At 63.0% G+C, this 12,005-nt stretch carries 16 protein-coding genes; 12 read left to right on the top strand and 4 right to left on the bottom strand.

The features are described 5' to 3' along the window. Window positions 1-11 precede the first annotated feature (11 nt). Window positions 12-551, bottom strand: coding sequence for a GNAT family N-acetyltransferase (locus A3AU_RS0132970; protein ID WP_027056644.1), 540 nt, complete (start codon window positions 549-551; stop codon window positions 12-14). 227 nt (window positions 552-778) lie between these two features. Between A3AU_RS0132970 and A3AU_RS0132965 the strand changes: the two genes are divergently transcribed. Beyond that, window positions 779-1,234: a DUF2214 family protein gene (locus A3AU_RS0132965; RefSeq protein WP_027056643.1), complete on the top strand. Its 456-nt coding sequence runs from the start codon at window positions 779-781 to the stop codon at window positions 1,232-1,234. Here A3AU_RS0132965 and nth read toward each other — a convergent pair. Then, a complete protein-coding gene (gene nth, locus A3AU_RS0132960; RefSeq protein ID WP_027056642.1) occupies window positions 1,222-2,034 on the bottom strand; it encodes an endonuclease III in 813 nt (270 codons plus the stop codon). The two genes, A3AU_RS0132965 and nth, sit on opposite strands and share 13 nt — an antisense overlap. Before the next feature lie 22 nt (window positions 2,035-2,056). On the opposite strand from nth, the gene A3AU_RS0132955 reads away from it, so the two are divergent. After that, window positions 2,057-2,551 carry a DUF2244 domain-containing protein gene (locus tag A3AU_RS0132955; protein WP_027056641.1) on the top strand — a complete coding sequence of 165 codons (495 nt, stop codon included), beginning with the start codon at window positions 2,057-2,059 and terminating at the stop codon, window positions 2,549-2,551. A gap of 82 nt (window positions 2,552-2,633) precedes the next feature. On the opposite strand, the gene A3AU_RS0132950 is transcribed toward A3AU_RS0132955, so the two are convergent. Then, the gene (locus A3AU_RS0132950) at window positions 2,634-3,449 is read right to left on the bottom strand and encodes a class I SAM-dependent methyltransferase (RefSeq protein ID WP_027056640.1); all 816 of its coding nucleotides are present in this window, start codon (window positions 3,447-3,449) and stop codon (window positions 2,634-2,636) included. A gap of 214 nt (window positions 3,450-3,663) precedes the next feature. On the opposite strand from A3AU_RS0132950, the gene A3AU_RS0132945 reads away from it, so the two are divergent. The 8 genes from A3AU_RS0132945 to A3AU_RS0132910 all read left to right on the top strand — a co-directional run bounded on the left by A3AU_RS0132945 (window position 3,664) and on the right by A3AU_RS0132910 (window position 9,811). Beyond that, window positions 3,664-4,542, top strand: a complete 879-nt coding sequence (locus A3AU_RS0132945) for a methylated-DNA--[protein]-cysteine S-methyltransferase (RefSeq protein ID WP_027056639.1) — start codon at window positions 3,664-3,666, stop codon at window positions 4,540-4,542. Window positions 4,543-4,763: 221 nt separating this feature from the next. Next, entirely contained in the window at window positions 4,764-5,234 is a 471-nt protein-coding gene (locus A3AU_RS0132940) for a hypothetical protein (RefSeq protein WP_027056638.1), read from the top strand. A 50-nt stretch (window positions 5,235-5,284) separates the two neighbouring features. Then, window positions 5,285-5,647 carry a hypothetical protein gene (locus tag A3AU_RS0132935; protein ID WP_032918607.1) on the top strand — a complete coding sequence of 121 codons (363 nt, stop codon included), beginning with the start codon at window positions 5,285-5,287 and terminating at the stop codon, window positions 5,645-5,647. Continuing rightward, window positions 5,614-6,138 (top strand): hypothetical protein, encoded by a 525-nt coding sequence (locus A3AU_RS0132930; protein ID WP_027056636.1) that lies wholly within the window; start codon window positions 5,614-5,616, stop codon window positions 6,136-6,138. Before A3AU_RS0132935 ends, A3AU_RS0132930 begins: the two co-directional genes overlap by 34 nt. Beyond that, a complete protein-coding gene (locus A3AU_RS0132925; RefSeq protein ID WP_027056635.1) occupies window positions 6,113-6,595 on the top strand; it encodes a hypothetical protein in 483 nt (160 codons plus the stop codon). The genes A3AU_RS0132930 and A3AU_RS0132925 overlap by 26 nt, the downstream gene beginning before the upstream one ends. A gap of 142 nt (window positions 6,596-6,737) precedes the next feature. After that, window positions 6,738-7,643 carry a ribokinase gene (locus A3AU_RS0132920; RefSeq protein WP_027056634.1) on the top strand — a complete coding sequence of 302 codons (906 nt, stop codon included), beginning with the start codon at window positions 6,738-6,740 and terminating at the stop codon, window positions 7,641-7,643. A gap of 1 nt (window position 7,644) precedes the next feature. Next, window positions 7,645-9,090: an amidase gene (locus A3AU_RS0132915; RefSeq protein ID WP_027056633.1), complete on the top strand. Its 1,446-nt coding sequence runs from the start codon at window positions 7,645-7,647 to the stop codon at window positions 9,088-9,090. A gap of 106 nt (window positions 9,091-9,196) precedes the next feature. Beyond that, entirely contained in the window at window positions 9,197-9,811 is a 615-nt protein-coding gene (locus A3AU_RS0132910; RefSeq protein ID WP_027056632.1) for a LysE family translocator, read from the top strand. A 154-nt stretch (window positions 9,812-9,965) separates the two neighbouring features. Here the strand turns inward: A3AU_RS0132910 and A3AU_RS0132905 are convergent, their stop codons facing one another. Then, window positions 9,966-10,907 (bottom strand): nucleoside hydrolase, encoded by a 942-nt coding sequence (locus tag A3AU_RS0132905; RefSeq protein WP_027056631.1) that lies wholly within the window; start codon window positions 10,905-10,907, stop codon window positions 9,966-9,968. A 256-nt stretch (window positions 10,908-11,163) separates the two neighbouring features. On the opposite strand from A3AU_RS0132905, the gene A3AU_RS0132900 reads away from it, so the two are divergent. Then, on the top strand, window positions 11,164-11,589 hold the full coding sequence (locus A3AU_RS0132900) for an Hsp20 family protein (RefSeq protein WP_013893014.1): 426 nt from the start codon (window positions 11,164-11,166) through the stop codon (window positions 11,587-11,589). 63 nt (window positions 11,590-11,652) lie between these two features. Next, window positions 11,653-11,910, top strand: a complete 258-nt coding sequence (locus A3AU_RS0132895; RefSeq protein WP_032918604.1) for a BQ00720 family protein — start codon at window positions 11,653-11,655, stop codon at window positions 11,908-11,910. Window positions 11,911-12,005 lie beyond the last annotated feature (95 nt).

Below are 12,005 nucleotides of genomic sequence, written 5' to 3'. Positions count from 1 at the left end.
GCAATCCCTGTTTAGGACAGCCGCTCCAGCAGGACGGTCGGGGCGTCGTGATAAGTGGTTCGCAGCACTTCGCGATAACCGACCTTGCCAGCCACATTCAACGAGGCGGTGTTCTCGGGATCGATGATGCAGACGGTTCTCGCCCGTCCAAATGCTTCTTCACCCCAAGCCAGGATACGGCTGACGACCTCGGTAGCAAGGCCGGCACCGTGCACGGCCGGAGCCAATGCCCATCCGGCCTCGGGAATGCCTTCGATCGGCGGCGCGATGTCGCGCTTCAGATCGTGAAACCCGGCCTCGCCGACGAAGCGGCCCGTCGCCTTGTCCTCGATCGCCCAGAAGCCGTAGCCGAGCAGCGACCACAGGCCGGCGTGACGCAGGAAGCGCATCCAGCTTTCCTCGCGCGTACGCGGCTTGCCGCCAATGAAACGGGTGACGGCCGGATCGGCCCACATGGCGACATAAGCATCGAAATCGTCCAGCCGGTGCGCCCGCAGGATGGTTCGTTGCGTCTCGATGACGGGGGCGACGGTCGGTTGGCTGTTGTTCATGGGACTGCCTCGCTGATGGTGCCTGCGCTTAGCAAATCGCCCCTGCGGTGCAAGGGCCAGCGGAAGATGCGCCATCATCCAGGCAAGCAGCGACGGACAACGTTCAGAAGCGGCAAGTCCGTTATGGGAATTCTGCCCGGCGGTGTTAGTTTCCAGGCAGGCTGATTCAGCAGCTGCCGGCGTGGGATTTTTCTGACGCGGCTGGTGCTCAACCCAAGGGAAGAAGCATGGAAACGACCGACCTTGCGCTTGCCATTGTCCATCACCTGCTGGTGTTTTCCCTGGCCGGGATCATCGGCGCCGAATTCGTTCTGATCCGCGGCGACCTGCCCGCGGCGACGCTCAAGCGGCTCGCCGGCATCGACCGTCACTATGGTATCATCGCCGCGCTGATCATCATCGTCGGCATCGGCCGGGTCTTCTGGGGCCTGAAAGGTTGGGAGTTCTATATCCACAACTGGGTGTTCTGGGCCAAGATGGCGGCCTTCGGCGTTGTCGGCCTGCTATCGATCGTCCCGACCGTGCGCTTCATTTCCTGGAACCGGCAGGCTGGCGCCAATCCCTCCTTCGCTGTACCCGCGAGCGAGCTGGTCTCGGTCAATGCCTATATCCGCGCCGAGGCCTTCGTCTTCCTGCTGATCCCGGTCTTCGCGGCGGCGATGGCACGCGGTTACGGCATTTGATTTTCCGCTGACGCCGTTTCAAGCGAGGCGATCGGCACCAGCGGCGCCGGCACGTCGGTCGTCTTCTCCTCGGCCTTGCAGATATCGGCGATGACGCAGGCTGGGCAGTCCGGCTTGCGCGCCTTGCAGACATAGCGGCCATGCAGGATCAGCCAGTGATGTGCATGGCGCATATATTCGTCCGGGATGATCCTGAGCAGCCCTTGCTCGACCTGCTCAGGCGTCTTGCCAGGCGCCAGGCCCAGCCGGTTGCCGATGCGGAAGATATGCGTGTCGACCGCCATCGTGTGCTGGCCGAAGGCCATGTTGAGCACGACATTGGCGGTCTTGCGTCCGACGCCCGGCAGCTTGACCAGTTCATCGCGGTCATCAGGCACCGCGCCGCCATGGTCGCGTATCAGCGCTTGCGACAGCGCAATCACGTTCTTGGCCTTGTTGCGCCAGAGCCCGATGGTTCTGATGTATTCGCCGATCTTTGCCTCACCCAGCGCCAGCATTTTCTGCGGTGTGTCGGCGACCTTGAACAGCGCCCGTGTCGCCTTATTGACGCCGGCATCCGTCGCCTGCGCCGAAAGCACCACCGCCACCAGCAGGGTGAAGGCGTTGACATGTTCGAGTTCGCCCTTCGGCTCTGGCCGCTGGACGCAGAAGCGCCGGAATATCTCGTGCACTTCGGCCGGACTGTAGCGCGAAGTCCGCCGCACCGGCCGTGGGCGCGGCTTGGCGTTCGAGCCATCGCGTCGGCCGGGGAACCGCTCTTTTTTGGGCATCGGAGACTCTTTGGACTTGGGGCGCGCCATTCCCTTCCTATAATATCCAGTCATGAGCGACACAAACGCCTCATTCCAGGCCGACGAACCCTTCTTCCGCGCATTGCTGACCCCGCACCGGTCGCTGGGCAGGACGGGTTTTCTGGTCCTGATGGGCGCGCTGCTGTTCGGCTGGCTGGTGACAGGCGCGTTTTTCCTGTCGCGTGGCGCCTGGCCGGTGTTCGGCTTCTTCGGCCTCGACGTGGTCGCCGTCTACATCGCCTTCCGCGCCAACTACCGCGCCGCCCGCGCCCGTGAGGAAGTGTCGGTCTCGCGCACCAGCCTCGACATCCGCAAGACAACTCCCTCGGGAAAATCGGAAGCGCACCGCTTCAACCCATTCTGGGCACGATTCTCGGTCGCCCGGCACGCCGAGATCGGTATCACCAAGATGACGGTTGAAGGGCAAGGCCAGAACGTGCCGATCGGCGGCTTTCTCGATCCTGAGTCCCGCGAGAGCTTTGCCACCGCCTTTTCGCGGGCGCTGGCAACCGCCAAGACGCGCTAGAAGCAATTCCCGGAAAAGCGTGAAGCGGTTCCCTAGAAAAGCGCGCAGCGCTTTCCCTTGGGAATTGCGACAGACAAAGTGCTTAGAACCGATACCGCAAAAGCCTGCCGACCTTGCGCAGCGCCGGAATGTGTTTCCAAAGGCGAACGAACAGTTTGGCGGACCAGCCCATGCGGGCGGCATGTTCAGGCTTGTAGGCGGAGATGTCCTCGACGAACCGCAGCTTGGGAACCGCCTGCTCCAACTCGTGCGGATCGTCGATCGCCCAGTGAACTTCTGCGCCTGTCGCCTTGATGGTCGGATTGAGGCGAAGCAGCGTCAGGCCGAAACGACTATAGGCGTCGAACATCAACTCGCCGCCGGCAAGATGCGAGACAAGCCGAGAAACCAGACGCAGCCCCTCGTCGGCGGGGAGATAGGGCGTCAGCCCCTCCGCCACGACGATGGCCGGGCGGTTGCGAGGCACTTCGGCCAGCCAGCCGGGCTCGGTCACCGACGAAGCGATGAGGTGGTAATGGTCGCGCGACGGGTAGAGCTTGCGCCTGAGCTCGATAACTTCTGGATAGTCGACATCGAACCAGTCCACGCCCGGTCGCGGATCGACACGGAAGATGCGCGTATCGAGCCCGCAGCCCAGATGCAGCACGATGGCGCCGGGATTTCTCGCCAGGAAATCCTCGACACGAACGTCCAGTGTCTTGGCCCGGATCGCCAGGCCGATGCCGAGATTCTCGTCGACCTTGAGCCTGGCAAAATCATAGTCGATCTTGCGCACCGCCTTGTCGGCGAAATGATCACCGAGCAGCGAATCGGGCAGCCGGCTTTCCAACGCCTTGCCGTAGAGCGTCATCAGCAAGGTTTCCCTTGCCCCGGTCAGATGCACTTTCTCGCCGGCCATGAGCGACTCCTCGCAAGAACATGATCCCGAAATGTGGATGCCGGGATTCGGAAAAGATCATGCTCGAACACAAAGATAGAGCCCCATCCCGACACGTCGGGATGGAACAGGCTCACGAAACCCGAGTCTATCTGGGTATGCGCGGCAAGAAGGCAAGTTTCGGGTGGCGATCGGCGCCCCAAGGGGCGATATTCCTGGCCAAGGAGACAGTCCGATGAGCACACAGACAGCAATCCTCAAGAAGGACATCACGCCGCAAGGCAGCGACTATGAGATCGTGCGCCGCGCAATCGAGAAGATCAGCCTCGACTATCGCGATCAGCCCTCGCTCGAGGAGCTTGCGGAGGAGGTCGGCGAGACGCCGACTGGTCTGCAGAAACTTTTCACCCGCTGGGCCGGCCTGTCGCCAAAAGCGTTTCTGCAGGCGGTGACGCTGGATCACGCCCGCCGGTTGCTCGATTCCGGCATGCCGCTGCTCGAAACCTCGTTCGAACTGGGCATGTCCGGTCCCGGTCGGCTGCACGACCTGTTCGTCACCCACGAGGCGATGTCGCCGGGCGACTACAAGACGCGCGGCGCCGGTCTCACCATCCGCTACGGCTACCATCCCTCGCCTTTCGGCACCGCCCTGATCATGGCCACCGACCGTGGCCTTGCCGGCCTCGCCTTCAGCGATCCAGGCGAGGAACGCGCGTCGTTCGCCGACATGTCCAGCCGCTGGCCGAACGCCATCTATGTCGAGGACATGGCGGCGACCGGTCCCTATGCTGCGCGCATCTTCGACCAGACGCTGTGGCGCCCCGACCAGCCGCTGCATGTCGTCATGATCGGCACCGACTTCCAGGTTCGCGTCTGGGAGGCTCTGCTGCGGATTCCGATGGGCAAGGCCCGTACCTATTCCTCGATCGCCGCCAGCATCGGCGCGCCGAGCGCCAGCCGGGCGGTCGGCGCCGCCAATGGCGCCAACCCGCTCTCCTTCGTCGTGCCTTGCCACCGCGCCATTGGCAAGTCCGGCGACCTCACCGGCTATCACTGGGGCCTGACCCGCAAACGCGCCATATTGGGCTGGGAGGCGGGGCAAGTGTCATCCTGAATATCGATTTTTCAGTCTTCAGCGAATGAATATATGAATATTCGCATCTCTAAGTATTAGTGCGATTTATTCTACGAATTTCGGATTACAACCTGGGACAACCGTCGGTTTATTCACTGGTGTTATTTCAGTGCGTTATTTAAGTTTACGCTAAATTAACCATGATAAAGCGATCATGACTCCTGTTAATTCGGGCAATCCGATTTGATAGGAGGGGCGCGATGAAGTCGTTCGGCACCGCCATCGGTGCAACATTGCTGGTCGCGTGCATGGGCCAGGCCGCGTCGGCCACGACGCAAAATGTCATTTTCAATGGCACAATCAGCCCGACCTGCACGCTTGTCATCGCCACCAATGGCACGATGACGGTCAGTCCCGATCTCCAGTCCCTCAGTTCCCACAACAGCGGCGGCTCGGCCGGAACCGTCACTCTGACGACGACCGGCGGCGTGTCGCTGAGCGTCGATCCGGTGACCACCACGACGGTGCCGTCGGCCGACACCACGTCGACCACCTGGACACCGACCTATTCGGCCGCGGGCGCGCATTCGATCGTGGAGACAGGCTCGGCCACCGCAATCACCACACCCGGCGCCGATCTCGTCTCGGTCAATCTGGCCGGCACCAAGAGCGGCAGCAACCGCTTCTCGAACGGAAACTATCAGGCAACGGTGACGCTGCGCTGCGAATAGCCCTCAGGAAGGAGGGGTCCTTGACACATGTTCGAACCTTGGCGACGGCAATGGCCGTGGCGCTGATGCCTATTGCCGCCGGCGCCCAGTCGATGTCGCCGATGCGTGGCGAGATCAACAGTTTCACCGACGTCTTCGCCGTCCGTGTCTTCCCGGCCAATCCCTACGACCAGAAGATCAGGGTCGAAATCCACGTCTACGATCAGGACTTTCAGCCGGTTGACGCCAGGATCTCTCCGAGTGTCTTCCAACTCGGCTCCCAGGCCTCCCGATCCGTCCTCGTGGTCGTCCCCTTCGGCGGCGCCGTCGAGCGCAAAGTCCGTATCTGTACCGAAAGCATCCCCTTCCCCAATCAACAGACGCAGATAAAGGCACAGATATGCGGAAAGTTTTTTGGGCATCGCAAGTCCTGACGCTGGCACTTGCAGTTGCTGTGACAAACACCGCTCCAACCCAGGCGCAGGACCAGATCTATAATCTCAACCAGAACGAGAACGGGTTCAATTTGCCCGGTGTCACCTTGCCCCAAGGCCAGGACGAGGTGCATGCCGCGGACGGCACCACTTGCCGTTCCGCAGTCTCCGGTTCAGGTGCCTACGTCGATCTCGGCGTTATCAGGGGTAACGGCCAGACGGACAATGGCGTCGCCACCTATGGCCGGGTGGTGATCCCGATCGGACGTACGCCGAAGCGTCTCGACTGCAGCCGCCTGTACGAACTCGAGGTCCAGCGCCTGCAGTTGGAGTTGAAACTCCTCAAAATGGGTCTCGGCGCCGACGGCCAGACCGGGAGCGTGGCCGCCACCGCTCCCGCCGCTGCCGCGACCGCGTCACCCGGATGGGCCAATGAGGGCTGGAGCCTCAGAACCGGAAATGCCAATGGCAAGAAAAAGAAGAGGAAATAGCCGCGCGCTGCTTGCGGTGGCGGCGCTGGCCGGCTTCTGCCAGCCAGCGCCGGCCGCGATTATCGGCACCTGCACCATCATGGTCGGGACATCGGGAACGATGAAGGCAAATCCCGCCATCAGTATACTGGGCTCCAAACAAGCAGGCGGATCGAGTGCGAACGCCACCATCGTGGCAAGCTCACTGCTGTGTTCCTTGTTCGACTTGCTTGACTGCTATTCGGTTTCGGCGCCTGCGCCTGCCGCATTTTCGTCCGCGCCGAGCGGCGGCGGCACCAATGTGACCTTCGCCTCGGTCTTCCGCCTCGACGGCTCCGGGGTCGACATATCGGGAAGCGTGCCGCAAAAGGTCACAAACGGCACCCACTCCATGCAGGTCGATCTCTCCGCCACCAAGTCGAGCGGCATCTTTCCTGCCGGCACCTATCAGGGCACGGTCACGGTGCTATGCGAATAGGTTGATATAACACAAAACCGACTGGACCCATCCGTGTGGTCTGGCAAGCTGCTGCCTTACAGGTTAGCTTCCCGCGCGATTGGAGCGACGTGCATCTGGCCGGAACGCGCCAACACGTTTTTGTACCGACAGGAGGCCTTGCTTGATCATCGTCATCGGCTCGATCAACCTCGACCTCATCGCCAAAGTCGACCGCCTGCCGAGCCCCGGCGAAACGGTGAGCGGCTCCGGTTTCACCACGGCGCCCGGCGGCAAGGGCGCCAACCAGGCGCTGGCCGCTGCACGTGCCGGTGTCCCGGTGCGCATGGTCGGCGCCGTCGGCAGGGACAGTTTCGCCACCGAGGCGCTGGCTTTGTTGCGCGAGGCCAAGGTCGACCTGTCGGGCGTGGGGGAAACCTTTGCCTCGACCGGCACGGCGCTGATCATGGTCGGCGACGACGGCGAGAACATCATCGCCGTGGTTCCCGGCGCCAATGCGTCCGTGTTGCCCGGGGACCTGTCCAAAGCTTTTCTGAAAAAGGGCGATGTCGTGCTTTTGCAGCATGAAATCCCGCTGGCGACCGTCGATGCCGCGCTCGAGCAGGCCCGCGCGGCCGGCGCCATCACCGTGCTCAACACCGCTCCTTTCCAGGGCGATGCGGCGGCTTTCCTCGGCAAGGCCGATTATGCCGTCGCCAACGAGACCGAGTTCGACCTCTATGGCGAGGCGCTGGCGTTGAACGGCCGCGACCGGGCGGCACGCATGCGCGACTTCGCGGCGAAAACCGGCCGCACCATCGTCGTCACGCTCGGCGGCGACGGCGTCATGGCGGCGACACCTGCTGACTTCCTGACCGTTCCGGCAATGAAAATCACGCCTGTCGACACGGTCGGCGCCGGCGACACCTTCTGCGGCTATTTCGCTGCCAGCCTGTCGTCCGGCCTCGCGCTCGACAAGGCATTGGCGCGCGCCGGTGCGGCCGGTTCGCTGGCTTGTCTGAAGCCTGGCGCCCAGCCGGCGATCCCGCTGGCCAAGGATGTCGACCAGGCATTGCAAGAAGCCAGCTGAAATGACGCGTCCCCGCACCAAACACGCCGTGCCGCCGGCCGGCGATATCTGCCGCCTGTCGGCTGTAGAACTGGCCGAGTCGATCCGTCGCAAGAGCCTTTCCGTACGCGAGGTGGTGACGGCTTTCCTCGACCGCATCGATGCGGTCAACCCGCTGGTCAACGCCATCGTCTCGTTGCGCGAACGCGGCGACATCCTGCGCGAGGCCGATGCCGCCGATGCCAGACGGGGACCCGAAACCGGGACGCTCTTTGGCCTGCCGATAGCCATCAAGGACCTCGCCTCGACCACGGGCCTCAGAACCTCCTTCGGCTCGCCGATCTTCGCCGATTTCGTGCCGCGGGAAGACGATTTCTTCGTCGAGCGCATCCGCGACGCCGGCGCCATCATCATCGGCAAGACCAATGTCCCCGAATTCGGGCTGGGATCCAACACCTACAACACTGTCTTCGGGCCGACGCTGAACGCATTCGACCCGGCACTCACCGCCGGCGGTTCGAGCGGCGGTGCGGCGGTGGCACTGGCGCTCGACATGGTGCCTGTCGCCGACGGCAGCGATTTCGGCGGCTCGCTGCGCAATCCGGCGGCCTGGAACAATGTCTACGGTTTTCGGCCCTCGCAGGGGCTTGTGCCCGGCGGGCCGGACGTCGAGGTTTTTCACGCGCAGATGGGTGTCGACGGGCCGATGGGCCGCAACGTCGCCGACATGGCGCTGCTGGTCGACGTGCAGGCTGGCCACCATCCCCAGGCACCATTGTCCTATGAGAAACCGGGCTCGTTCCTCGAAGGGCTTGCAGCTCCCTCGACTGGCGGCCGCATCGCCTGGCTCGGCGACCTCGGCGGCCATTTGCCTCTCGAACCCGGCATCCTTGATCTGTGCGAGGCGGCGCTTCGTCGGTTCGCGGACGCATCCTTCGTGACCGAGCCGCTGCTGCCGGATTTCGATTTCGAAGCACTGTGGCAGGCCTTCGTCACACTGCGCCAGGCCAGCAGTGGCTGCGCCCTCAAAGTCCATTATGACGACCCCTCCAGGCGCGGCCTGCTGAAGCCGGAAGCCGTCTGGGAGGTGGAAAATGCGATGCGGCTGACGGGGCCGCAGATCCGCGCGGCCTCGGTCGTCCGTACTTCCTGGCATCGCACGCTGCTGTCGATCTTCGACCGCTTTGATCTCATCGCGCTGCCGACGGCGCAGGTCTTCCCCTTCGATGTCGGCACCCATTGGCCGCGCGAGGTCGCCGGACAGGCGATGGATAGCTATCACCGCTGGATGCAGGTTTCCGCCTACGCTACGCTAGGCGGCTGCCCGGCGGTCAACGTGCCGGTCGGCTTCGACGGCCAGGGCCGCCCGATGGGCATGCAGCTGATCGGACGGCCGCGCAGTGACCTTGCCGTGCTGAGGGCGGCGGCGGCCTATGAGGCGACGCTGCCCTGGCCCGTCGGCGCCTGAAGCGCCCATCGGCGCGGCGCTTCGCCGATGGCTTGCGTACCCGGCTGCCGCCATGCATTGATTGTTCCCGGTTGCGCCGCATCGGCAGAATTTTTGAGGAAAACTTATGTCGCTGGAACTCTACGCCGCCTATGTCCTCGCCTGCATCGTCATCATCCTGGTGCCCGGACCGACAGTCACGCTGATCATCGCCAACAGCATCCGCCATGGCGCCCGCGCTGGTCTTGCCAATGTCGCCGGCACCCAGGCCGGCCTTGCCATCATGATCGCCATCGTCGGCATCGGCCTCAACACGCTGATCTCGGGCATGGGCCACTGGTTCGAATGGGTCAGGCTGATCGGCGCCGCCTACCTGATCTGGATGGGCGTGCAGATGTTCCGCTCCAAGGGAACGCTGAATGCCGACGGAACGGCGAGAAAGCCGCGTGGCGGCTTTTTCCTGCAGGGCCTGCTGGTGGCGCTGAGCAATCCCAAGACGCTGATCTTCTTCGGCGCCTTCTTCCCGCAGTTCATAGCACCGCAAGGCAACTATTCGCTGCAGATCGTCGTCATGGGCCTGACCGCCATGATCTTCGCCGCCATGTCGGACTCGACCTATGCATTGGCCGCCGGCCGCGCCGGCCGCATGCTGTCGGCCCGCCGCGTCAAGCTCCTGTCCAGGATCAGTGGCAGCTTCATGGTCGGCGGCGGCCTGTGGCTGGCTTTTTCACGGTCGAAGTAATAGCGGCCCTTCCCTCGCCCGTGTACGGGCAGAGGTGGTCGCGAAGCGATCGAGCGAGGGGCAGCGCCGAGGATGCAGGCATACTCTCGGCGGTTGCGCTGCCCCTCATCCCCTTGCCGGGACCTTCTCCCCGTGAACGGGGAGAAAGGAGTTTTCACAGCCTTCCCAGCCTCCCCACCAGCAATGCGAAGAGACCGTCATGGTCAATGTCGCGCATCACCATGGCGTTCTTTTCCCTGGCTGTGACACCCCACCAGTCGATGACGGTCATGCCCATGGTTAGCTCCGAGGCGGTCTCGACGGTGACGTTGCAGTTGCGGCCCTTGAACAGTTCCGGCTTCAACAGATAGGCGATGACGCAGGGGTCGTGCAGCGGCCCGCCATCGGTGCCGTACTTGCGCTCGTCGTAGCGCTCGAAGAATTCCAGCATCTCGGCGGTCGCGATGCCGACCTTGGTGCCGAGGTCGCGGAAGGCCTTGATGCGTTTCGTGGTGGTCAGTGCCTTGTGGGTGACGTCGAGCGGCATCATCACGATCGGGATGCCGGATTTGAACACCAGATCGGCGGCCTGCGGATCGACATAGATGTTGAACTCGGCCGCCGGCGTGACGTTGCCGCCCTCGAAGAAGCCGCCGCCCATCAGCACGATTTCCTTGATGCGCGGTGCGATGCGCGGTTCGCGGATCAGCGCCAGCGCGATGTTGGTCAGCGGCCCGAGCGGGCAGAGCGTGATGGTGCCGCTCTCTTCCTTCATCAGCGTCTCGACGATGAAGTCGACGGCATACTGCTCCTGCAGCGGCATCGTCGGCTCGGGCAGTTGCGGCCCGTTGAGGCCGGTCTTGCCATGCACTTCCTCGGCGGTGACCAGTGTGCGCGCCAGCGGGCGGATGGCACCGGCATAGACCTTGATGTCAGGCCGGCCGGCCAGTTCGCAGATCCTGCGGGCATTCTTTTCGGTAAGCTTCAGCGGCACGTTTCCGGCAACGGCTGATATGCCGACGATCTCCAGTTCGCTGCTGCCGAGCGCCAACAGAATGGCGACGGCATCGTCCTGTCCAGGATCGGTGTCGATGATGATCTTGCGTGGTTGGGGCATTTCAATTCCTTGTTTGGCTGGCCGTGGACTCACCGGATCGAGAGCACGCCCGAAGCAGGACCTTGGCGCTTCTCCTTGCATCCAAGCGTCATTTCAAGCGCCATCTCGATTATTCCTGTGAGTCCAAGGCCTGGTCTTTTTGGGCGGGTCTTCTGGTGGCTTGAACTTGGTCGCGGGGCGGACCATATCAAGAGCATCGGGAAAAATGCCATCCGGGTTTTTCCAGTTTATGTCGCTCTTGAGAGGACAGTGTAACATGAGCCGAATGACGCCTTTTTCCAGCCCGCTTCTCCTTGGTTTCGACGCCATGGAAAAGACCCTGGAGCGCCTGGCGAAATCCGGCGACAGCTACCCTCCCTATAACATCGAACGGCTCAGCGGCGCCGACGGCAAGGCCGAAAGGTTGCGCATCACGCTCGCCGTCGCCGGTTTCGCCGAAAGCGATCTCGATGTGACCACGGAGGAAAACCAGTTGGTCGTGCGCGGCCGTCAAACCGACGACACCGAGCGCGAATTCCTTCATCGCGGCATCGCCGCGCGCCAGTTCCAGCGCTGTTTCGTGCTGGCCGACGGCATGCGGGTGATCGCGGCGGAGCTGAAGAACGGCCTGTTGTCGATCGACCTCGATCGGCCGGAGTCCGAACGGCTGGTACGGAAAATAAACATATCGGTGAAAGACTGATCTTCGCCGATGGCTCTGTGCGGGGCGGCCAATCGTGGCGTCCGCGCGCCAAGGAGGCTTGAAATGACCAGAACTGACGAAACCATCACAATGACCAGCGGCGAATTCGCCCATCTCGGCGAAGGCTCGGTCGCTTACCTCCGCAAGGTCTCGAGCGACGATCTGCTTGGTCGTTTCCCCAACATCGGCGAGCTAGCGCCCGGCATGACGCTGTGGGCGCTGTTTGCGGCCAATGGCCAGCCGATCCTGCTTTCCGATGCGCGCGACCGCGCACTGGCCGGCGCCATGGAAAACGACCTGACCACCGTCGCCATTCATTAAGACCTTTTCCGGCGAAAAGCACCTCGCGCTTTCCCTGCGGGATTCCGTCGAGAGGCGATCGGTTGGCTAAAACAAAAAGGGCCGCTTGAGGCGGC

This window comes from Mesorhizobium erdmanii USDA 3471, assembly GCF_000472705.1.
In the GTDB taxonomy this organism is placed as follows: domain Bacteria; phylum Pseudomonadota; class Alphaproteobacteria; order Rhizobiales; family Rhizobiaceae; genus Mesorhizobium; species Mesorhizobium erdmanii.
Note: the sequence above shows the minus strand (reverse complement) of the source record. Positions and strands in the feature narration are given on the sequence as shown.

Coding starts and splice junctions, on each gene's coding strand:
- A3AU_RS0132970 (WP_027056644.1), bottom strand. CDS start 551: ATGAACAACAGCCAACCGACCGTCGCCCCCGTCATCGAGACGCAACGA.
- A3AU_RS0132965 (WP_027056643.1), top strand. CDS start 779: ATGGAAACGACCGACCTTGCGCTTGCCATTGTCCATCACCTGCTGGTG.
- nth (WP_027056642.1), bottom strand. CDS start 2,034: ATGGCGCGCCCCAAGTCCAAAGAGTCTCCGATGCCCAAAAAAGAGCGG.
- A3AU_RS0132955 (WP_027056641.1), top strand. CDS start 2,057: ATGAGCGACACAAACGCCTCATTCCAGGCCGACGAACCCTTCTTCCGC.
- A3AU_RS0132950 (WP_027056640.1), bottom strand. CDS start 3,449: ATGGCCGGCGAGAAAGTGCATCTGACCGGGGCAAGGGAAACCTTGCTG.
- A3AU_RS0132945 (WP_027056639.1), top strand. CDS start 3,664: ATGAGCACACAGACAGCAATCCTCAAGAAGGACATCACGCCGCAAGGC.
- A3AU_RS0132940 (WP_027056638.1), top strand. CDS start 4,764: ATGAAGTCGTTCGGCACCGCCATCGGTGCAACATTGCTGGTCGCGTGC.
- A3AU_RS0132935 (WP_032918607.1), top strand. CDS start 5,285: ATGGCCGTGGCGCTGATGCCTATTGCCGCCGGCGCCCAGTCGATGTCG.
- A3AU_RS0132930 (WP_027056636.1), top strand. CDS start 5,614: ATGCGGAAAGTTTTTTGGGCATCGCAAGTCCTGACGCTGGCACTTGCA.
- A3AU_RS0132925 (WP_027056635.1), top strand. CDS start 6,113: ATGGCAAGAAAAAGAAGAGGAAATAGCCGCGCGCTGCTTGCGGTGGCG.
- A3AU_RS0132915 (WP_027056633.1), top strand. CDS start 7,645: ATGACGCGTCCCCGCACCAAACACGCCGTGCCGCCGGCCGGCGATATC.
- A3AU_RS0132910 (WP_027056632.1), top strand. CDS start 9,197: ATGTCGCTGGAACTCTACGCCGCCTATGTCCTCGCCTGCATCGTCATC.
- A3AU_RS0132905 (WP_027056631.1), bottom strand. CDS start 10,907: ATGCCCCAACCACGCAAGATCATCATCGACACCGATCCTGGACAGGAC.
- A3AU_RS0132900 (WP_013893014.1), top strand. CDS start 11,164: ATGAGCCGAATGACGCCTTTTTCCAGCCCGCTTCTCCTTGGTTTCGAC.
- A3AU_RS0132895 (WP_032918604.1), top strand. CDS start 11,653: ATGACCAGAACTGACGAAACCATCACAATGACCAGCGGCGAATTCGCC.